The sequence below is a fragment of the Streptomyces griseocarneus genome (assembly GCF_014655595.1).
Lineage (GTDB): Bacteria > Actinomycetota > Actinomycetes > Streptomycetales > Streptomycetaceae > Streptomyces > Streptomyces griseocarneus.
The window spans coordinates 18786-37510 of the sequence record NZ_BNBL01000020.1; the positions used below are offsets into that span (position 1 = coordinate 18786).

Below are 18725 nucleotides of genomic sequence, written 5' to 3' on the forward strand. Positions count from 1 at the left end.
CGGACAGGGCGGCCGGGGCCGTCGGGTCCCTCAGGCGGAGTGGAAGGGCAGGCCGGCGTCGGCGACCAGGTCGAGGTCGTCGGCGTCGTCCGGCGGCAGCAGCGTGGCGCTGCCGTCGGCCACGGGCACGATGCCCAGCTCCAGCAGCTCGGTCATGGCGGCGGTGCCGGCCATGTCGCGGACCTGGAGCTGGTAGCGGGCGGTGGTGCGGTACGTGCCGCCGGCCTCGTCGCCGGTGCGCTGCAGGAAGCCGGAGTCGACGAGGAAGGCGACGGCCTTGGCGATGATGCCGGTGGTCGAGCCGGCCAGGCGGCGGGCGTCCTTGGTGGCGCCGGTGGCGCTGCGGCGGGCGTAGACCCGCCAGGCCGCCTCGAGGCCGGGGGCGTCGGTGGTGGGGTCGGTGTTCTCGCCCTCGGCGGCGGCCCGCTCCTCCAGGCGGCGGCAGGCCTGGCGTACGAACGCGTCGACGCCGTTGACCGTGACGCGGCCGATGTACCCGTCGTCGGCGAGGTCCTCCGGGCGCGGGAACGCCATCGCGGCCACGGCGAGGTGGGCCACGCCGTGCAGGAAGCGGTCGCCGGAGTCGGCGGTGGCGCGGCGGGCGTAGTCGCCCATGCGGACGGCGAAGACGGAGTCCTCGGCGGCGGTGACGGCCATGCCGGCGCGGGTGGACACCTCGAGGACGACCAGGCCCAGCCCGGCGGCGACGGCGTCGGCCAGGCGCGCGAACGCCGGGTCGTCGCGGTGGCGGCGCAGCAGCTCGGCGTACTCGGCGTCGCGGGCGGGCTGCAGCTTGGGCTGCAGCCCGAAGGCGATGAGGCGGGCGGCGTCGGCCGCGTCGGCGGGCGTCACGGGCGCGGTGCCGCTCGGCGTGGGGGGTTCTCCGGTCGCGGCGGCGCCGGGCTCTTCCGCCGGTGCCTCGGCGTCGTACTCAGTCACGGTTGGTGCTCCTGCGGGGTTTGCACGGGGTACGGGGTGACGGCGGGTTCGGCACCGCCGGGGCTGCGCCACGGTGGTTGCGCGCCGTGGCGGCGGGGGGAGAGCCCCGGTCCCGCCCTTTCACCGTTTCCCGGGGCTGCGCCCCGGACCCCTGGGGTCCGAGGGCTCACGACGCCTCCTGGCGGTCCGCTGCCATCCCGGCCGCGTCCAGCAGCGCCGTGCCCACGATCAGATCGGCACCGCCGAACTCGGCGTCGTCGAGGACGGTGCCGTCGTCGACGGCGAAGAGCAGGGACTGCTCGCCCTGGCGGTAGGCGGTGCCGACGGAGGGGCTGGCGGCGTGGACGGCCAGCAGGGCGACCAGGTAGGGCAGTTCGGGGTCGCGGCGGCGGGCGTCGGCCAGGAGGCCGGACAGCCGGCGGGGGGCGTCGGCGGGCAGGTCGAGGAGCTCCAGGGCGCTCGCGAGCTGCTCCTCGCTGAAGCGGCTGTCGTCGGGCGTCTCGACGAGGTCCGGCTCGGGCATCTCCGCGCCGAGGTGCTCGCGCTCGGCGGGCGGGCTCAGCAGCATCTCGACGAGGTCGCCGACGCGCACCGAGACCGGCGTGCGCAGGCCCGTGCCGCGCGCGAAGAAGGCGTCCGTGACGCGGCCCGCCTGCTCGAGGGGCAGCGGCAGCAGCGGCGCCAGGAGCTGTCCGTACAGGTCGAGGCCGGCCCGGGCGGCGGGGGTGGCGAAGGCCTGCCGGTCCTGCTCGGCGCGGAAGAGCGGTCCGGCCTCCAGCAGCCGGGACTGCAGCTGGGTGTGGCGGCGGATGCAGTCCTTGACGATGTCGACGAGCTCGGCGGCCCGGCGCTTGTGCTCGGGCTCCTCCGCCTCGTCGCGCGCCTTGCGGATGTTGGTGAGGATCGCGTTCTCGTGGCGGTAGCGGTCGGCGACGTGCTCGAGCGCCTCGGCGATCATGTCGGGGACGGCGCTGAGCCAGTCCACCGCGCGGACGTTGCGCCGGGTGGCGTCGAGGGTCTTGCGGAGCGTCTCGGCGTACTGGACCGTGCGGTAGCGGGCCTGCTCGGCGGCGAGCTGGGCGTCGGCGAGACGGCCCCGGCTGATGAGGACCTCGAGCTTGACCTCGGCGGCGATCTGCGCGCTGGTGACGTCCGTGTCGAGGGCGCCGACCAGGACGTTGACGGCCTCGTCGGTGGTCCGCAGGAAGACCGTGCCGCCGGGCCCGGGGACCTCTTCGATGAGCTTGAAGTCGTAGTCGCGCCGCACGTACACCCCGTCGGCCCCGAAGGTGCCGTAGACGGCGCGGAAGCCGCGGTCGACGCTGCCGACGTTGATGAGGTTCTCCAGGACCCAGCGGGCGACGCGCTCGTGCTCGCCGTGGGACCGCTCGGGCGCCTGGGCGGCGACGCGCGGCTGGAGCCTGGTGACTATCTGCTCGTGGTCGGCCCCGGTGTCGAAGTCCATGTTGAGCGTGACCAGGTCGATGGCGGCCAGCGCCACCTCCGCCATGGCGTAGACGCCGTACTCGCCCGCGAGGTTGGCCTTGCGCGCGTCGAGGTCGTGCAGCGGCGCGGTGCAGGCGAGCGCGCGCAGCCTCCGGGCCAGGCCCTCGTCGGCGGCCGGGCCCGGGGCAGGGCGTGAGGGCCCGTTGAGCTGGGGCGGAACGGCCGCCGGGGCTGGAGAAGTCACGTCGCACAGAGTAGGCGGTCACCCCGACAACGGACGAAACGGCACGGGCTCGCCGGGCCGCGGGCCCGTTCGCCCGCCGTTCCCCGGCCCCTGTCCTCTGCCTTCCGCCCTCCGCCCTCCGACCTCAGAAGGCGAAAACGGACATGATGGCTATATTGCAGCCGAGCAGGACGAAGGCCGTCGGCAGTTGGGCCTTGATCGGCCCGTACGGGTCCTTGAGCTCCAGCAGGGCGGCGGGGACGAAGTTGTAGTTGGCCGCCATGGGGGTCACCAGGGTGCCGCAGAATCCGGCGAGCATCCCGACGGCGAGGACGGCCGGGGCGTTGCCGTGGTGCTGTTCGACCAGCACCGGCCAGCCGACGGCGGCGGTCAGCACGGGGAAGGCGGCGAAGGCGTTGCCCATGACGACGGTGAAGAGGAACATCCCGCAGCAGTAGGCGACGACTCCGAGGAAGGCCGACCCGTCCGGGAGCACCGTCGTGGTGATCCGGCGGACCTGTTCGCCCACCCCGGCGACGGAGAAGATGGCGCCGAGCGTGGCGAGCAGCTGCGGCAGCAGCATGGCCCACCCCATGGACTCCAGCATCGACCGCCCGGCGTGCAGCGGCGTCGACGGGCGCCGCTCGCGCAGCATCACCATGCCGACGGCGAGCGCGACGAGGGATCCGATGCCGAGCCCCAGGACGGTCTCGCTGCCCTTCTGCAGGACCGGCTGTCCGCCGACGTGGAGCTTCTTCACGCCGACCGCGCAGATCAGGGCGACGGCGGGGATGGTGAGCGCGGGGACGAAGAGCCGGGAGCCGTACCGCCGTGCGCTCGCCTCCCGCTGCCCGGGCGTGGCGGTGCGCGGCGTGCCGCGGCCGGTGAGGCCGAAGCCCGCGAGGCAGACCATGACCAGGACCGCGGCGCCCAGCGGTTCGGCGGGCGCCGTCCCGTCGGCGACCCAGGTGCTGTAGACGAAGCCGGCGCCCAGCAGTCCCCAGAACGCGGCGGTGCCCACGCGCCTGGGGTTGGTGCGGTCGCCGAGCATCTGGGCGGCCATGGCCAGGAAGATGCCGCCGACGAGCCAGAAGAACCACTCCGCCTTGATCACTTGGCCGCCCCCGCCCCCGCCGGCTCCGGCTTCGCGTGCTCCAGCGTGCGGTCCAGGCGCAGCAGCCGGCAGCCGTGGACCGCGAGCGCGCACAGGGCGGTGGGTATGGCCCACAGCGCGAGCCGCAGCGGTTCCAGGTGGGTGTGGTACGTCGTATTGACGAAACCGGTGATCAGAAGGATCGAGCCGACGGCCAGGAAGACGTCCTCGCCGAAGAAGAAGCCCACGTTGTCGGCGCTGGCGGCGAAGGAGCGCACCTTCTCCCGGGCCTTGTCGGTGAGCGGCCCGTGACGCCGTTCGGCGGCTCCTTCGGCCATCGGCGCGGCCAGCGGCCGTACGGTCTGGGCGTGCCCGAAGACGCCGTTGAGGCCGAGGGCCGCGGTGATCTGCCGCAGCAGGAGGTACAGGGCGAGGAAGCGGCCGGCGGTGAGGCCGGAGAAGCGGGTGATCAGGCGGCGGGCTTGCTCCTGGAGCCCGTGGCGCTCGAGGAGGCCGATGACCGGGAGGGTGATGGCGAAGATGGTCACCGCGCGGCTGGAGGCGAAGCCGGTGCCGAAGGCGGCCAGCACCTTCTGGAGCGAGAGGCCGCCGAGCAGGCCGGTGGCGACGCCCGCCACGCCCACGACCAGCAGGGGATTGCGCCGGGTCGCGAAGCCCACCACGACCACGAGGACGCCCAGCAGTACGAGCATGCGTCCGCCTTCCGCATTCTCGGACCTCACTCGATCAGGTGAGGCGACTGGCGAGGAGGCTAAGATATTGTTCAACAATCCTCAATAGGCAATGCTGTCACGGGAATTCCCGGCACCGTCCCGGGATCCCGCCCCAGCCGGCCGCCACCGCCACCCATGGGGGACGCCATGGCCCGATCCACCGCGCAGCGCGTCGCCGCGACGCTGCGCGACCGCATCGAGGGCGGCGGCCTGCCGCCCGGCACCCAGCTGTCGGAGGAGGCCCTGGGCCGCGACCTCGGCGTCTCGCGCAACACCCTGCGCGAGGCCTTCCGGCTGCTCGTCCACGAGAGCCTGGTGGTCCACCGGCTCAACCGCGGGGTCTTCGTGCGGGTCCTGGAGCCCGCCGACGTCCGCGACATCTACCGGATGCGCGGCGCCCTGGAGACCGCGGGCGTCCGGGCCGCCGCCACCGCCCCCCACGCGCTGCACGAGGCCGTCCGCGGGGCCGTGACCCACGCCGAACAGGCCGCCAGCGAGGGAGACTGGCAGGAGGTGGGCTCCGCCGACCTGCGCTTCCACCGGGCGCTCGCGGCGCTCGCGGACAGCGCGCGCGTCGACGCGGCCATGGACCGGCTGATGGCCGAACTGCGCCTGGCCTTCCACGAAATGCCCTCGCCGCGCCGCTTCCACGAACCGTTCGTGGCGCGCAACCGCTCACTCGCCGCCCTCCTGGAGCGCGGCGAGTACGAGCGCGCCGAGGCGGAGTTGACCACTTATTTGGATGACGCCCTGCGGCTCATCCTCGACGCGATGCGGGAGGCCGGCCGATGACGACGCCCCTGATGGAACCCGTGCTCGATCTCAACGCCGATCTCGGCGAGGGCTTCGGCCGCTGGCGCCTGACCGACGACGACACCCTGCTGTCCATCGTGACCAGCGCAAACGTCGCCTGCGGCTTCCACGCGGGCGACCCGTCCACCATGCGGTGGGTGTGCGAGCGGGCGGCCGAACGCGGCGTGCGCATCGGCGCCCAGGTCTCCTACCGCGACCTCGTGGGCTTCGGGCGGCGCGCCATGGACGTGCCACCGGACGAACTCGCCGACGAGATCACCTATCAGATCGGCGCGCTGCGCGTCTTCGCGCAGGCCGCCGGGACCGACGTGACGTACGTCAAGCCGCACGGCGCCCTGTACAACCGGGTGGTGACCGACCCCGAGCAGGCGATGGCCGTCGTCACCGGCGTGCTGCGCGCGGGCGGGCACCTGCCCGTGCTCGGCCTGCGCGGCTCGCGCCTGCACGAGGCCGCCGGACACGCCGGGCTGCCCGTGGTGGCCGAGGCCTTCGCGGACCGCGCGTACACCGCCGTCGGCACGCTCGTGCCGCGCCGGCAGCCCGGCGCGGTGGTCCTCGACCCGGACTCCGTCATCGCACGCTCGGTCCGCATGGCCTGCCTCTCCTCGGTCACCGCGGTCACCGGCGAGGAGATCCCCGTCCACGCCCGTTCGCTGTGCGTGCACGGCGACACCCCCGGGGCGGCGCTGCTGGCCCGCCGCGTGCGCGAGGGACTGGAGGCCGCCGGCGTCCGCGTGGAGGCGTTCACATGACCGGGGCCGGGCCGGCCCCCCTGCGGACGCTGCCCGTCGGGCGGCACGCGCTGCTGGTGGAGGTCGCCGGCACGCAGGAGGCCCAGGCGCTGCACGCCGAACTGCTGCGCCGCCGCGACGCCGGCGCCCTGCCGCCCGTACGGGAGATCGTGCCCGCCGCCCGGACCGTCCTGCTCGACGGCCTGGCCGACCCGCGAGCCCTCGCCGCCGACCTCGCGCACTGGACCGTGCCGCCGCTGCCCGCCGCCGAGGCGCCGCCGGTCGTCCTGCCCGTGCGCTACGACGGCGCCGACCTCGCCGAGGTCGCGGCGCTGTGGGGGGTGAGCGAGGACGAGGTCGCGCGCATCCACTCCGGAACCGAGTTCCGCGTCGCCTTCTGCGGCTTCGCGCCCGGCTTCGGCTACCTCACCGGGCTGCCCGAACGGCTGCACGTGCCGCGCCGGGCCACGCCGCGCACCACCGTGCCGGCCGGCTCGGTGGGCCTCGCCGGCCCCTACACCGGCGTGTACCCGCGCTCCTCCCCCGGCGGCTGGCAGCTCATCGGCCGCACGGACGCGGTCCTGTGGGACACCGGCCGCGACCCGGCGGCCCTGCTGTCCCCCGGCACCCGGGTGCGCTTCGAGGAGCGCGCGTGACCGGCCCGAACCGCCTGACCGTCGTCCGGGCCGGGGCCCTGACCACCGTGCAGGACCTGGGCCGGGCCGGGTACGCGCACCTGGGCGTACCCCGCTCCGGGGCCCTGGACGAGCCCGCGCACCGGCTCGCCAACCGGCTGGCCGGCAATCCCGAGCAGTGCGCCACCCTCGAGACCACCGTCAACGGCTGCGCCGTGCGCCCGGAATCGGCCGTCACCGCCGTCGTGACCGGGGCACCCTGCCCCGTCCGGGTCGACGGCCGCCCCGTCGCGTGGGGCGCGCCGGTGCGCGTCCCCGCCGGCGCCGTCCTCGAGGCCGGGCCGGCGAGCGCCGGGCTGCGCAGCTACGTCGCCCTCGCGGGCGGCATCGCGGTGCCGCCGGTGCTGGGCAGCCGCTCGCGGGACCTGCTCTCCGGCCTGGGGCCGGACCCGCTGACCGACGGCATGTCCCTGCCGCTGGGCACGCCGTACGGGCCGCCGGGCGCCGCCGACGTCACGCCCTGGCCGGCGCCGCCGGCCTCGGCCGGGGGGCTCGTCCTGCCGGTGGTGCTCGGGCCGCGCGACGACTGGTTCACGGCCGAGGCCCTGCGGACGTTCGCGGGCCCCGGATTCCGCGTCGCGCCCGCGAGCAACCGCATCGGCCTGCGCACCGAGGGGCCGGCCCTGGAACGCGGCCGGCCCGGCGAACTCCCCAGCGAGGGCATGCCGCTGGGGGCCGTCCAGGTCCCGCCCGACGGGCGGCCGGTGGTCTTCCTCGCCGACCACCCCACGACGGGGGGCTACCCGGTCATCGGGGTGGTGCCGGAGGGGGCGCTGGCGGGGGCGGCGCAGGCGGCGCCGGGGACGGGGGTGCGGTTCGTTGTGGTGCGGGCTTGATGGGGTGCGGGGTGATGGGTGGCTGCCGCCGGTTGTCGGGGCGGGGGCCGGGGGCTCCGGAGGGTGTTCCGGAATCGGATATTTACGGGCCCGGTGCCGTCTCGCGCATTGATCGCCCTCACATTGGGCCCACAAATATCCGGCAGCATTCCGGAACACCCTCCTGCGCCCCCGACCCCCTCCCGTCACCGGGACGGCCAGGGTGGGGTGGTGGGTGAGGGTGGGTGGGGGAGGTGGGTGGGCAACCCTCCCGGGTGGGTGGGTGGGGAAGGGTGGGCGGGACCTGTCCCCCTTCCGGCGCGCACCCGGTGGAGTGATGTGAGGGACCCCTTTTCAGGGCACGCACCGGCGGGGTGACGTGAGGGCTCGCCCCTCTTCGCGGATGCGCACTGGGGGGATGTCAGGGGTTCCTCCCTGGGGCTGCGCACCCGGGGGTGCCGTGAGGTGGGCCCCTCTGTGTGGTGACGCGAGGGAGCCCACCCACCCCCGCCCCCATATCCCCCCTCCCCCCGCGTGGCGTGAGGGGCCGGGGCGGGGTGGGACGGGCCCTGGTAGGGGCGTCAGGGTTATTTGCGGCCCTGGTGCGGGGCGAGCATCACTGTTGGGGGCTCCGGGCCGTAAATAATCCAGCCCCGGAAGGGCCCGGCCCACACCGACCCGGCCCCGACCCACCACGCACCCCACCACGCACCCCCAAGACCTCCGCATAGTGGGCCAGCAGCTCATCCCCCACCACCCCCCACGTGCGGCCCAGCACGGACTCCCGCCCCGCCCGCCCGTACTCGGTGCGCGCCCGTCGCGCGGTCTCCAGGGTCAGAACGGCATCCCGCAGGGCCTCCGCATCGTGGGGCGGCACGAGAAGCCCGGTGCGGGCGTGGTCGACGAGGTCCAGGGGACCCCCGGCGGCGGGGGCGATGACGGGCACTCCGCTCGCCTGGGCCTCCTGGACGGTCTGGCAGAAGGTCTCGTGGGGGCCGGTGTGTACGAAGACGTCCAGCGAGGCGAAGATCCGGGCGAGTTCGTCGCCGGTGCGGGTGCCGAGGAAACGGGCACCCGGCAGGGCGGACCGCAGCCGGGCCGCGTGCGGGCCGTCGCCGGCGATGACGACGCGGACGCCGGGCAGGGCGCAGACGGGGGCGAGGAGTTCCACCCGCTTCTCCGGCGCGAGGCGCCCCACGTAGCCGACGATGAGCTCGCCCCCGGGCGCGAGCGCCCGGCGCAGTTCGAGGTCGCGGCGGCCGGGGTGGAAGCGTTCGGAGTCGACGCCGGGCGGCCACAGCCGGACGCGGGGCACGCCGTGCGCGGCCAGGTCGCGCACGGCCGCCGTGGACGGCGCGAGGGTGCGGTCGGCGGCGTGGTGGACGGCGCGGATGCGGCGCCAGGCGAGGTCTTCGCCGGCGCCGAGGCAGGCGCCGAGGTAGGTGCGGGCGTAGCCGCCGAGGTCGGTCTGGTAGACGGCGACGGCCGGTACGCCCAGTCGCCGGGCGGCCGTCATCGCGCGTGCTTCGAGCACGAAGGCGCCGGCAAGGTGGACGATGTCGGGCCGGTGGGCGGCGAGCGCGGCGGCCGGGCGCCGGCTCGGCAGGGCGACGCGGATCTGCGGATGTCCGGGCAGTGGCACGGACGGTACGCGCACGACCGGGCACGGCGCGGCGCCGTGCTCCTCGCCGGGGCGTCCGCGTGCCCCGGCCGGCGTCACGACGAGCGGCTCGTGGCCGCGCAGCGCGAGGTGCCGGGCGGTCTGCCAGGCGCAGTGCGCGACGCCGTTGACGTCGGGCGGAAACGATTCGGTGACGATGACGACACGCATACGGGTGTTGTCGGCCACCGGCACGTGGGGCGGGCCACGTGGATCTTTCCGCCCGGGGAACGTCCCGTGAGCGTCAGTCCACACCCCGCACGATGTGCGGTTCGGGGTCGTCCTCGTCGGCGGCGAGCGGCTCGTGGTGGGCGCGCGCGGGCTCCGCCGGCCGCGTGGTGCGCTCCGGCGCGGGCGCCCCGGCGGCGTCCCGTACGCGCTCTTCGGTCATCTCTGGGTCTTCCATGGCGACTCCTCCCCCTGCAGTACCGTTCCTGCTGCTTCCGCAGCCTCTTGCGCCCCCAACGGACAAGCCTTCCCCGGCTGCCCGCCTGATAAGCAGCTTCTTCGGACCAGGCGTCACTTCCTACCGCCAATAGGGTGAATTCGCGGTCAATTGGTATAAAATGCAACCAGGTCCGCACCGGTACGAAAGAAGGTGGCTGACGTGACCGTCCCCCGCACGTCGCCCGGGATCGATCAGCACCCGGACATCCTCGCGCTCCGCGCACACTCCGAGGAGACGACGGCGACCCCCGCCGCCCAGGCCGTCGAGGCAATCGCCCTTCTGTGTGGCGTCTATCTGGCCGCCTCACCATGGATTGTGGGCTTCAACGGCGCGACCACCCTGGCCATCAACAATCTGATCACCGGTGTCGCCTTCGCCTGCCTCGTCGGCGGCTTCGGGCCGGCCTATGAGCGCACCCACTCCTCGAGCTGGGCCGCGCTGGGCATCGGCGCCTGGACGATCGTGGCTCCCTGGGTCGTCTCGGGCCCCGGGTTCGGCACCGCCGCCACCGTCAGCAACGTCGTGGTGGGCATCGCGTGCTGCCTGACCGCCCTCGCCCTGGCGGGGCTCGGCACGGTGCGCGGCACCCTCGGCGTCGCCCGCACCCGGCGGTAACCCCCGCGGGCCCGACGGCGGACGGCCGCCGACCCGCCCGCGACATCCGCCAGGCCCCGCCGCGACCACGCGGCGGGGCCGTCGCACGCCCTCGCGCCGGCGGGCGGCGGGGCGGGGCGGCCCTTCCCCGGCTACTCCCCCGCGCTCACCCCGGTATTGCCGGCGGTGGCGGGGGCGTCGCCCCCGCCGTCCGGGCCGGCCTCCCCCGAGACGGACCAGCCGGCGGGGCCGTCCAGGGCCCGTCTCGCACGCTTGCGCAACTCCGTGTCCATATCCCGTCGGATACGTCGGATGATCTCATCCATGTCAGGCATGCGGGCGACGGTAGAACCCGCCGCGCGGCAATACGGCGCAGGCCAGGGGGCATTCACTCGCGCGGATGAATACTCAGGTGATCTTCCGGCGTCATGGCTTCGCCGGTCGGGAAGTGGCAATGCTCCCCCTCCCCGAACGGCCCACCGACCCCAAGAGGTGCCAGGCATGACGACCGTACGCGCTGCGGCGCGTGAGCTGTTGCGGTCCCGCGGTGTGACCACCGTGTTCGGCAACCCGGGCTCCACCGAACTGCCCTTCCTGCAGGACTTCCCCGCGGACTTCCGGTACGTGCTCGGCCTGCAGGAGGCCGTGGTCGTCGGCATGGCCGACGGATACGCCCAGGCCACGGGCACCACGGCCCTGGTCAACCTGCACACCGCGCCCGGCGTGGGCAACGCCATGGGGGCCATCGTCACCGCGGCCGCCAACCACACGCCGATGGTGGTGACGGCGGGGCAGCAGGTGCGGGCCATGATGACCATGGAGGCGCTGCTGACGAACGTGGACGCCACCGCCCTGCCCCGCCCCGCCGTGAAGTGGGCGTACGAGCCGCCGCGCGCCCAGGACGTGCCCGCCGCCCTCGCCCGCGCCTTCCACATCGCCGAGACCGCGCCGCGCGGACCGGTGTTCCTCTCCCTGCCGATGGACGACTGGGACGTGGAGCTGGACGAGGCGGCGCAGCGGGCCGCGCGGCACGCGGCGGGGCGGCGGGTCCACGACCTGACGGCGGCCGACCGGCCGTGCGTGGAGGCGCTCGCCCGGCGGCTGGAGGCGGCGGCCAACCCCGTTCTGGTGACGGGCGGTTCGGTGGACGCCGAGGGGGCCTGGTCCGCTGCGGTGGCGCTGGCCGAGCGCCGGCAGCTGCCGGTGTGGGCGTCGCCCGTGGAGGGCCGGGTGGGCTTCCCGGAGAACCACCCCCTCTACCAGGGCGTGCTGCCCCCGGCCATCGGACCGCTGGCCCGGACCCTCGCGGGACACGACCTGGTGCTCGTCGCCGGGGCGCCGGTCTTCCGCTACTACCCCTACGTGCCGGGCCCGTTGCTGGCCGAGGGCAGTGAGCTGGTCCTGCTCACCAGCGACCCCGGCGAGGCCGCGCGGGCGCCCGTGGGCGACGCCCTGGTCGCGGGGCTGCGGCCGACGCTGGAGCTGCTCACCGAGCTGGTGGACAAGCGCGGCGACGCCGCGCCCGCCCGGCCGGCCCGCGGCCCGGTGGAGGTGCCGGAGGCCGACGGCGAGCCGATGTCGGCCGCCATCGCGCTGGCCGCCGTGGCGAGCGCGGCGCCCGAGGACACGGTGTGGGTCAACGAATCGCCCTCCAATCTGCAGGTGTTCCGCGACCACGTGCGCATCGACCGCCCGGACTCGTTCCTGATGACCACCGGCGGGGGCCTGGGCTTCGGCCTCGCGGCGGCCGTCGGGGCCCAACTGGGGCGCCCCGAGCGGCCGGTGGTGGCGCTGGTCGGCGACGGCTCCGCGCAGTACGCGATCACCGCGCTGTGGACGGCGGCGGCCTACCGGGTGCCGGTGACGTTCGTGGTGCCGGCCAACCGCGAGTACGCCATCCTCAAGTGGTTCGGCCGCTTCGAGAACACTCCGGGCGTGCCGGGCCTGGACCTTCCCGGGCTCGACCTGTGTTCCCTCGCCCGGGGTTACGGGGTGACCGCCCACCGCGCCACGGATCCCGCGCACCTCGCCGAGCTCGTCGGCGCCGCCACGGCCGGCTCCGACGGGCCCGTACTGATCGAGGCTCCGGTCACCACCGTCCCGCCGACGCTCTGACCCCTTCTTTTCCTGCCGTCCGGCGCCGGTCGCCGCGCGGCTGCTCCGCCACGCCTTCCCACGCTCTGGCGACGCTTCTTCCCGCACTTTCCCCATGCCCTTTCCGGGCCCCATCGCATGGAGCTGCCCATGACCCCTTCCGTCGGCAATCCGCTGCTCGCGGCGCTTGCGGAGGCCTTGCCTCCGCAGGCCCTCGGCACGGCGGACGTCGAGCTCGCCCTGCACAGCCACGACGCGGCCCCGTTCAGCGAGGCGGGCAGACCCGCCGTCGTGGTCCGGCCCGAGACCGTGGAGCAGGTGCGCCACGTGCTGCGCGTGGCGCGCGCCCTGGGGGTTCCCGTGGTGCCGCAGGGCGCCCGTACCGGGCTCGCCGGGGGCGCCAACGCCGTGGACGGCTGCATCGTGCTGTCGATGGTGCGCATGAACCGCATCCTGGAGATCGACACGGCGAACCGCCTGGTGCGCTGCGAGCCGGGGGTGATCACCGCCGATCTCGCGGCGGCCGTCGCCGGGGAGGGGCTGTGCTACCCGCCCGACCCTGCCTCGTGGGAGACCTGCACGATCGGCGGCAACATCGCCACCGGCGCGGGCGGGCTGTGCTGCGTGAAGTACGGCGTCACCGCCGACTACGTCCTCGGCCTCACCGTCGTCCTGGCCGACGGCGAGGTGCTGCGGGTCGGGAGGGACACGGTCAAGGGCGTCGCCGGGTACGACCTGACCCGCCTGTTCGTCGGGTCCGAGGGAACGCTCGGCGTCATCGTGGAGGCGACGCTGGCCCTGCGGCCGCCGCGGCCGCCCGCGCTGGCGCTGCTGGCGACCTTCGCGAGCACCCGTGACGCGGGCGAGGCCGCCGGGGCGATCATCCGGGGCGGGCACGTGCCCTCGGCCCTGGAGCTGATGGACCGTACGACGACCGAGGCGGTCGCGGCGCTGGGCCATCCGCTGCTGGCCGGCGGGGGCGGCGCCACGCTGATCGTGGCCAGCGACGCCCCGGATGCGGCGGCGCGGGTGCGGGCGATGGCGGAGCTGTGCCGGGAGGCCAAGGCGCTGTCGGTCGCGGTCGCCGAGGACGACGAGCGGTGCCGGCGGGTGCTGGACGCCCGGCGCATGGTGATGCCGGCGCTGGGCACCGTGGCCCAGGGAATGCCGGGCGAGGTGACGGCCTTCATCGAGGACGTGGCCGTGCCGCGCGACCGGCTGGCCGATCTCGTCGAGCGCATCGAGGAGATCGCCGGGGAGTACGGCCTGTACATCGCCACCGTCGGTCACGCCGGCGACGGCAACCTCCACCCGACGGTCGTCTTCGACCGCTGCGACCCCTCGGCGGTGCGGCGGGCCAGGGAGGCGTACGACGCCATCATGGCCGCGGGCCTGGAGCTGGGCGGCACCATCACGGGCGAGCACGGCGTGGGCGTGCTCAAGCGCGAGTGGCTGGCCCGGGAGCTGCCGCCGCGCGGCCTGCGCCTGCAACGCGACATCAAACGGCTGCTGGACCCCGACGGCCTGCTCAACCCGGGGAAGGTGCTGGCATGAGCCGGACGAGCGAGACCTTCGGCAACGGCACGGACGCGGGCACGGACACCCTCCTGGAGGGCGCGCTGCCGACGGCCACCCGGAGCGAGAACCTGCGTCTGACGCTGGGTTACTTCCTCCCCAACTACCTCCGGGGCGTCTTCCGTTCCCGTCCCCGGGCCGCCCGCCTGGTGGCCCGGATCGACCCCAACCGGCGCGGCATGGAGCTGATGCGCGCCCTGCGCCGGCGGCACGGCCGCGGTCCCGTCGTGGTGCGCGGCACCTCGGGCCCGACGCTGCTGGTGCTGGACGCCGAGGACGCCCGGCAGGTGCTGGCCGGGCCGGTGGAGGTGTACGCGGTCGACACCTGGGAGAAGGTGAGCGGCTTCGCCGCCGTGCAGCCCGAGGCGCTGGTCGCCTCGCACGGCCGGCAGCGCACGGCGCGGCGGGCGTTCAACGACGCGGTCCTGGACGCCGGTTGCCCCGTGCACCGGCTCGCCGGGCACTTCCTGCGGGTGGTGGGCGAGGAGGCCCGGGCGCTGCTGGGGCCCCGGGCGGAGGCCGGGCTGTCGGCGGGGGACGTCCGCGGGCGGATCGAGCGGGTGGGGCGGCGGTGCTTCCTGGGCGAGGCGGCCGCCGAGGACACGGAGTTCTCCCGGCTGCTGGAGGAGCTGCTGGCGGAGGCCAACTGGATGGGCGCGCGGCGCTGGCGCACGGCCCGCACCCGCCGGCTCCGGCGGAAGATGACGCAGCGCCAGGCCCGCTACCTGTGCGACGCGGATCCGCGCAGCCTGACCGGGCTGTTCCGTACCGCCCCCCGGGGCCCGGAGACCGCTCCGGAGGGGCAGGTCGCGCACTGGTTCATGGCGCTGGGGGTCGTGCACGCGGCCGTGACGCAGACCCTGGCCCTGCTCGCCACGCATCCGGCGCAGTACCGGCGGGCGCTCGAGGAGGTCGCGGCGGCGGACCGCCGGCACGGGGCGCACACGGCGGCGGGGTTCGAGGACATGCCGTACCTGCGCGCCTGCGTCCAGGACGCGGCCCGGCTGTGGCCGCCGGTGCCGAGCCTGATGCGGCGTACGACGGCGGAGACCCGCTGGCGGGGGGCCGTGGCGCCGGGCGGGATGAACGTCCTGGTGCCCGCCGGCTTCCACGCCCGCGACTCGGAGCGCCTCGACTACGCGCACCGGTTCGCGCCCGAGAAGTGGCTGGACGGCACGGCATCGCAGGACTGGGCCGTCAGCCCGTTCAGCCGTGGCGAGGCCCAGTGCAGCGGCATGGAGCTGGGGCTGCTGCTGGCGACCGGCTTCGTCGCCGAGTTCCTGCGCGGCGGGGAGCTGGCGGTGGCCGGCGTACGGCTGGGCCCGGCCCGGCCGCTGCCGCACACCTTCGACGCGACGCGCCTGCGCATCGGTTACCGCGCCCACCGCACACCGGGGGCGTCATGACGGCCGGCGGCGGCACCCGCGCCGCCGGGCCGGACGTGGCCGCCCTGGCCGCGGTGGCCCGGTCGCTGGGGAAGGCGGCGGGCGAGATCCGGGCGGCGGGCCGGGCGCTGACGGCCGTGGCCACCGACCCGGCGCTGGCGGCCTCGCTGGGCCGCTCGCCGCGCAGCGGGCTGCGGGCCGTGCGGGCCCTGGCCGGCGCGCTGACCTCCGCCGCCGGGCTGGGCTACGCGCCCGACGGCGGGCGGGTGGGCCGGGCGGCGTGGCTGGGCGGCGTGCTGACCAGCCGCGAGAGCCTGGCGGTCGCCGTGGCGGTGACCTCGCTGGAGCTGCGCATCCGGCTGTGCTCGGTGCGGCACCCGGAGTTCGCCGAGGACGGCCCGGTCCGGCGGCTGCTGGACGCCATCGCGGCGGACCGCCAGCTGCGCGCCCTGCGGGTGCTGCGGCAGAACGTGCGGGAGCAGGGCGGCGAGCGGGCCCTGGCCCGGCTCGCCCCCTCGCTGACCGAGGTGATGGCGTGGAACGCGCTGGTGGACGAGAACCCGTTCAACGACGCGGCGGCCTGGCACATCGTCACCGGCACCCGGCCGGACGGCGATCCGCTGCTGGGCACGTCCATCGGCGCCTGGGCGCGCTGGGACCGGGGGGCCGGCCGCGCCGAGGTGCTGCCGGCGGACCCGGCCCTGCTGGCGCGGCTGGACCGCGGCACCGGCGTCAGCGGCCACCTGCGTGACATCGCGGTGCTGGGCACCGACGGCCGGATGCTGATCCACCGGGTCACGGGACCGGACGGCGTGGTGCGGCACGTGGTGGTGCTGCCGGGCATGGCCTTCGGCCGGCCCCGCAACTCCACCCCGCAGGACCTGGTGGGCGCGGTCACCGCGGTGGGCCGCAACGACGCGCCGTACACCCGGGCCGTGCGCAAGGCGCTGGCCCGGGTGGTCCCCGAGGGCACCGAGGTCGCGCTGGTCGGGCACAGCCTGGGCGGCATCACGGCCCTGAACCTGACCGAGCTGCCCGACGTCAACGAGCGGTGGCGGCTGACCCACGCCGTCGCCGTCGGCTCGCCCGTCGACTTCAAGCGTCCCCTCGATCCCGCGACGCGGGTCGTCAGCCTCGTCAACGAGCACGACGTGGTGCCCAACCTCGAGGGGCGCAGCCCGGTCTCCGTCTTCCCGGTGCCCGCCGACTGGCTGGAGATCACCTGGGTGGACCGCGCGCACGACTTCCCGCAGTGCCACAACGCGGGCGTGTACGCGCAGAGCCTCGACGCCGTGGTCCCCGAGGCGCGCGACCGGGTGGACGCCCTGCTCGCGCCGTACCGGGGCCGGGTGGAGGAGACCGTCGTCCTCCGGCTCCACGACCGCTGAACCGTCCCGCCCCCTACCCCCGTTGGAGAGCGATCGATGACACCGGCACCGCGGCACCGCCGCGAGTGGCACTCCCTGCCGTTTCCCCTGGCGCTGCTGGAGATCAAACGGCAACGGGAGCTGCTGCGCGCCCACAACCTGCACGACACCTACGGCGCCGGCGGCGAGCGGCCCCGCACCCCGAGCCCGGCCCTGCTGCCGTACCGCAGCTACGACGGCTCCGGCTACGACCCGGACGACGTGGACATGGGCCGGGCGGGCACCCGGTTCGACCGCAACTGCGCGCTGCCGCAGACCGTTCCGGAGCCCGAGGAGGGGGGCCTGTTCGCGCCCAGCCCGCGCGAGGTCAGCCGGCGCCTGCTGGCCCGCTCGCGGGGCTTCCACCCGGCCACCTCCCTCAATCTGCTGGCCGCGGCCTGGATCCAGTTCCAGAACCACGGCTGGTTCAGCCACGGCGACAACACGGCCGAGGCGCCCCTGGACGTGCCGCTGGCCCCGGGCGACGACTGGCCGGCCTGCCCCATGCTGGTGCGCCGCAGCCGGCCCGACCCCGTCGCCCACACCGGCCCCGGCAGGCCGCCGACGTACGAGAACACCGTCACCCACTGGTGGGACGGCTCGCAGGTCTACGGGTCCGGCGAGGAGCGGTGCCGGGCGCTGCGCACGGGCGAGGGCGGCCGGCTCGCCGTCGTGGACGGCAGGCTGCCGGACGAGACGCGCCCGGGGCTGGCCGGCATCGACGCCACCGGCTTCAACGACAACTACTGGGTGGGCCTGTCGCTGCTGCACACGCTCTTCGCCAAGGAGCACAACGCGATCTGCGCCCGGGTGGCCTCCGCCCACCCCACCTGGGACGACGAGCGGCTGTTCCAGGTGGCCAGGCTGGTGAACGCCGCCGTCATGGCCAAGATCCATACGGTCGAGTGGACCCCGGCGGTCATCGACCGCCCGGTGACCCGGGCGGCCATGCACATCAACTGGTACGGGGTGCTTCCCGCGCGGCTGCGGCGCCGGGTGGGGCGCCTGGGCCGGGGCGAGGCGCTCTTCGGCATCCCCGGCTCCCCCACCGCGCACCACTCGGCGCCGTACTCGATGACCGAGGAGTTCGTCACCTCCTACCGGCTGCACCCGCTGATCCGGGACGAGTACGAGATCCGCTCGCACCGCGACGGCTCGCTGATCGAGGTGACCGGCTTCGAGCCGCTGCAGGCGCTGGCCACCCGCAAGGCGGTGGACCGGTGGGGGCTGACCGACCTGCTGTACTCCTTCGGCACCATGCATCCCGGCGCCATCACCCTGCACAACCATCCCGACTGCCTGCGCGACCTGGTGCGGGTCTCCGGGGAGCACGTCGACCTCGGCACGGTGGACGTGCTGCGCGACCGCGAGCGCGGAGTGCCCCGCTACACCGCCTTCCGCGCCGCGCTGCACCGGCCGCCGGTGACCGGCTTCGAGGAGCTGACCGGCGGGAACGCCCGGCTGGCCGCCGAGCTGCGGGAGGTCTACGAGGGGCGCCTGGACCGGGTCGACACCATGGTGGGGATGTACGCCGAACCCCGGCCGCGCGGCTTCGCCTTCAGTGACACGGCGTTCCGGGTGTTCGTCCTGATGGCGTCCCGGCGGCTGAAGAGCGACCGCTTCTTCACCACCGACTACCGGCCCGAGATCTACACCCCGGAGGGCATGGAGTGGATCGACCGTACGACCATGCGCGACGTCCTGCTGCGGCACCATCCGGAGCTGGCCCCGGTTCTGGAGGGCGTGCGCAACGCCTTCGCGCCCTGGACGAGGACGCGGTGACGGCCCCCGGCGGGGCCGACGGGGCGCCCTGGTCCAGGTCGGTGCGGGCGCAGGCCGACAATCTGCGCGAGCAGGCGGGGCGGCTGCGGGCGAGCGCCGACGCCGTGACGCTCCTGGGCGCGGAGGGCACGGCGCTGCGGCAGCGGATCCTCACCCACGCGGACCGGGCCGAGACGGCCGCCCGGTCGCTGGAGCGCGCGGCCGACGCGCTGCTGGGCCACGAGGCCGTGCTCTCGGCCCTGGCGCGCAAGCGCCGGGAGAGCGGGGGCGCGACGCGGATCGGCTGAGCCCC

Annotated in this window: 18 protein-coding genes; 11 read left to right on the forward strand and 7 right to left on the reverse strand. The window is 75.2% G+C overall.

What is annotated here, in order from left to right; all coding sequences use genetic code 11:
* Positions 1–30: 30 nt before the first annotated feature.
* The 4 genes from IE295_RS31820 to IE295_RS31835 all read right to left on the reverse strand — a co-directional run bounded on the left by IE295_RS31820 (position 31) and on the right by IE295_RS31835 (position 4414).
* Entirely contained in the window at positions 31–939 is a 909-nt protein-coding gene (locus tag IE295_RS31820) for a hypothetical protein (protein ID WP_190067274.1), read from the reverse strand.
* Between the two features lie 166 nt (positions 940–1105).
* Complete coding sequence (locus IE295_RS31825; protein WP_190067275.1) at positions 1106–2629, reverse strand: hypothetical protein; 1524 nt, start codon at positions 2627–2629, stop codon at positions 1106–1108.
* A 124-nt stretch (positions 2630–2753) separates the two neighbouring features.
* Positions 2754–3722: a DUF979 domain-containing protein gene (locus IE295_RS31830; protein WP_190067276.1), complete on the reverse strand. Its 969-nt coding sequence runs from the start codon at positions 3720–3722 to the stop codon at positions 2754–2756.
* Positions 3719–4414, reverse strand: coding sequence for a DUF969 domain-containing protein (locus tag IE295_RS31835; protein ID WP_190067277.1), 696 nt, complete (start codon positions 4412–4414; stop codon positions 3719–3721). Before IE295_RS31835 ends, IE295_RS31830 begins: the two co-directional genes overlap by 4 nt.
* 168 nt (positions 4415–4582) lie before the next feature.
* Here IE295_RS31835 and IE295_RS31840 point away from each other — a divergent pair, with 168 nt between their 5' ends.
* Genes IE295_RS31840 through IE295_RS31855 form a run of 4 tightly spaced genes read left to right on the forward strand, consistent with a single transcriptional unit; the run spans position 4583 to position 7510 of the window.
* Positions 4583–5227: a GntR family transcriptional regulator gene (locus IE295_RS31840; RefSeq protein ID WP_190067278.1), complete on the forward strand. Its 645-nt coding sequence runs from the start codon at positions 4583–4585 to the stop codon at positions 5225–5227.
* A complete protein-coding gene (locus tag IE295_RS31845) occupies positions 5224–6000 on the forward strand; it encodes a LamB/YcsF family protein (protein ID WP_190067279.1) in 777 nt (258 codons plus the stop codon). Before IE295_RS31840 ends, IE295_RS31845 begins: the two co-directional genes overlap by 4 nt.
* Positions 5997–6635, forward strand: coding sequence for a 5-oxoprolinase subunit PxpB (gene pxpB / locus IE295_RS31850; RefSeq protein ID WP_190067280.1), 639 nt, complete (start codon positions 5997–5999; stop codon positions 6633–6635). The genes IE295_RS31845 and pxpB overlap by 4 nt, the downstream gene beginning before the upstream one ends.
* Positions 6632–7510, forward strand: a complete 879-nt coding sequence (locus tag IE295_RS31855) for a 5-oxoprolinase subunit C family protein (RefSeq protein WP_224323564.1) — start codon at positions 6632–6634, stop codon at positions 7508–7510. The genes pxpB and IE295_RS31855 overlap by 4 nt, the downstream gene beginning before the upstream one ends.
* A gap of 595 nt (positions 7511–8105) precedes the next feature.
* Here the strand turns inward: IE295_RS31855 and IE295_RS31860 are convergent.
* Both IE295_RS31860 and IE295_RS31865 read right to left on the reverse strand, forming a co-directional pair.
* The gene (locus IE295_RS31860; protein WP_190067281.1) at positions 8106–9320 is read right to left on the reverse strand and encodes a glycosyltransferase family 4 protein; all 1215 of its coding nucleotides are present in this window, start codon (positions 9318–9320) and stop codon (positions 8106–8108) included.
* 73 nt (positions 9321–9393) lie between these two features.
* Positions 9394–9555, reverse strand: coding sequence for a hypothetical protein (locus IE295_RS31865; RefSeq protein WP_190067282.1), 162 nt, complete (start codon positions 9553–9555; stop codon positions 9394–9396).
* 201 nt (positions 9556–9756) lie between these two features.
* On the opposite strand from IE295_RS31865, the gene IE295_RS31870 reads away from it, so the two are divergent.
* Positions 9757–10212 carry an SPW repeat protein gene (locus IE295_RS31870; protein ID WP_190067283.1) on the forward strand — a complete coding sequence of 152 codons (456 nt, stop codon included), beginning with the start codon at positions 9757–9759 and terminating at the stop codon, positions 10210–10212.
* A 131-nt stretch (positions 10213–10343) separates the two neighbouring features.
* On the opposite strand, the gene IE295_RS31875 is transcribed toward IE295_RS31870, so the two are convergent.
* The gene (locus IE295_RS31875) at positions 10344–10526 is read right to left on the reverse strand and encodes a hypothetical protein (RefSeq protein WP_190067284.1); all 183 of its coding nucleotides are present in this window, start codon (positions 10524–10526) and stop codon (positions 10344–10346) included.
* 166 nt (positions 10527–10692) lie between these two features.
* Between IE295_RS31875 and mdlC the strand changes: the two genes are divergently transcribed.
* The 6 genes from mdlC (at position 10693) to IE295_RS31905 (ending at position 18720) form a co-directional block, all read left to right on the forward strand.
* Complete coding sequence (gene mdlC / locus IE295_RS31880) at positions 10693–12306, forward strand: benzoylformate decarboxylase (protein ID WP_190067285.1); 1614 nt, start codon at positions 10693–10695, stop codon at positions 12304–12306.
* Between the two features lie 129 nt (positions 12307–12435).
* A complete protein-coding gene (locus IE295_RS31885; RefSeq protein WP_224323563.1) occupies positions 12436–13839 on the forward strand; it encodes an FAD-binding oxidoreductase in 1404 nt (467 codons plus the stop codon).
* On the forward strand, positions 13836–15266 hold the full coding sequence (locus IE295_RS31890) for a cytochrome P450 (RefSeq protein WP_190067287.1): 1431 nt from the start codon (positions 13836–13838) through the stop codon (positions 15264–15266). The genes IE295_RS31885 and IE295_RS31890 overlap by 4 nt, the downstream gene beginning before the upstream one ends.
* The gene (locus IE295_RS31895) at positions 15263–16633 is read left to right on the forward strand and encodes a hypothetical protein (RefSeq protein ID WP_190067288.1); all 1371 of its coding nucleotides are present in this window, start codon (positions 15263–15265) and stop codon (positions 16631–16633) included. The genes IE295_RS31890 and IE295_RS31895 overlap by 4 nt, the downstream gene beginning before the upstream one ends.
* 36 nt (positions 16634–16669) lie before the next feature.
* Positions 16670–18433, forward strand: a complete 1764-nt coding sequence (locus tag IE295_RS31900; RefSeq protein WP_190067289.1) for a peroxidase family protein — start codon at positions 16670–16672, stop codon at positions 18431–18433.
* The gene (locus IE295_RS31905; RefSeq protein WP_190067290.1) at positions 18430–18720 is read left to right on the forward strand and encodes a hypothetical protein; all 291 of its coding nucleotides are present in this window, start codon (positions 18430–18432) and stop codon (positions 18718–18720) included. The genes IE295_RS31900 and IE295_RS31905 overlap by 4 nt, the downstream gene beginning before the upstream one ends.
* Positions 18721–18725: the final 5 nt, after the last annotated feature.

Coding starts and splice junctions, on each gene's coding strand:
- IE295_RS31900 (WP_190067289.1), top strand. CDS start 16,670: ATGACACCGGCACCGCGGCACCGCCGCGAGTGGCACTCCCTGCCGTTT.
- IE295_RS31895 (WP_190067288.1), top strand. CDS start 15,263: ATGACGGCCGGCGGCGGCACCCGCGCCGCCGGGCCGGACGTGGCCGCC.
- IE295_RS31890 (WP_190067287.1), top strand. CDS start 13,836: ATGAGCCGGACGAGCGAGACCTTCGGCAACGGCACGGACGCGGGCACG.
- IE295_RS31875 (WP_190067284.1), bottom strand. CDS start 10,526: ATGCCTGACATGGATGAGATCATCCGACGTATCCGACGGGATATGGAC.
- pxpB (WP_190067280.1), top strand. CDS start 5,997: ATGACCGGGGCCGGGCCGGCCCCCCTGCGGACGCTGCCCGTCGGGCGG.
- IE295_RS31860 (WP_190067281.1), bottom strand. CDS start 9,320: ATGCGTGTCGTCATCGTCACCGAATCGTTTCCGCCCGACGTCAACGGC.
- IE295_RS31840 (WP_190067278.1), top strand. CDS start 4,583: ATGGCCCGATCCACCGCGCAGCGCGTCGCCGCGACGCTGCGCGACCGC.
- IE295_RS31885 (WP_224323563.1), top strand. CDS start 12,436: ATGACCCCTTCCGTCGGCAATCCGCTGCTCGCGGCGCTTGCGGAGGCC.
- IE295_RS31865 (WP_190067282.1), bottom strand. CDS start 9,555: ATGGAAGACCCAGAGATGACCGAAGAGCGCGTACGGGACGCCGCCGGG.
- IE295_RS31845 (WP_190067279.1), top strand. CDS start 5,224: ATGACGACGCCCCTGATGGAACCCGTGCTCGATCTCAACGCCGATCTC.
- mdlC (WP_190067285.1), top strand. CDS start 10,693: ATGACGACCGTACGCGCTGCGGCGCGTGAGCTGTTGCGGTCCCGCGGT.
- IE295_RS31835 (WP_190067277.1), bottom strand. CDS start 4,414: ATGCTCGTACTGCTGGGCGTCCTCGTGGTCGTGGTGGGCTTCGCGACC.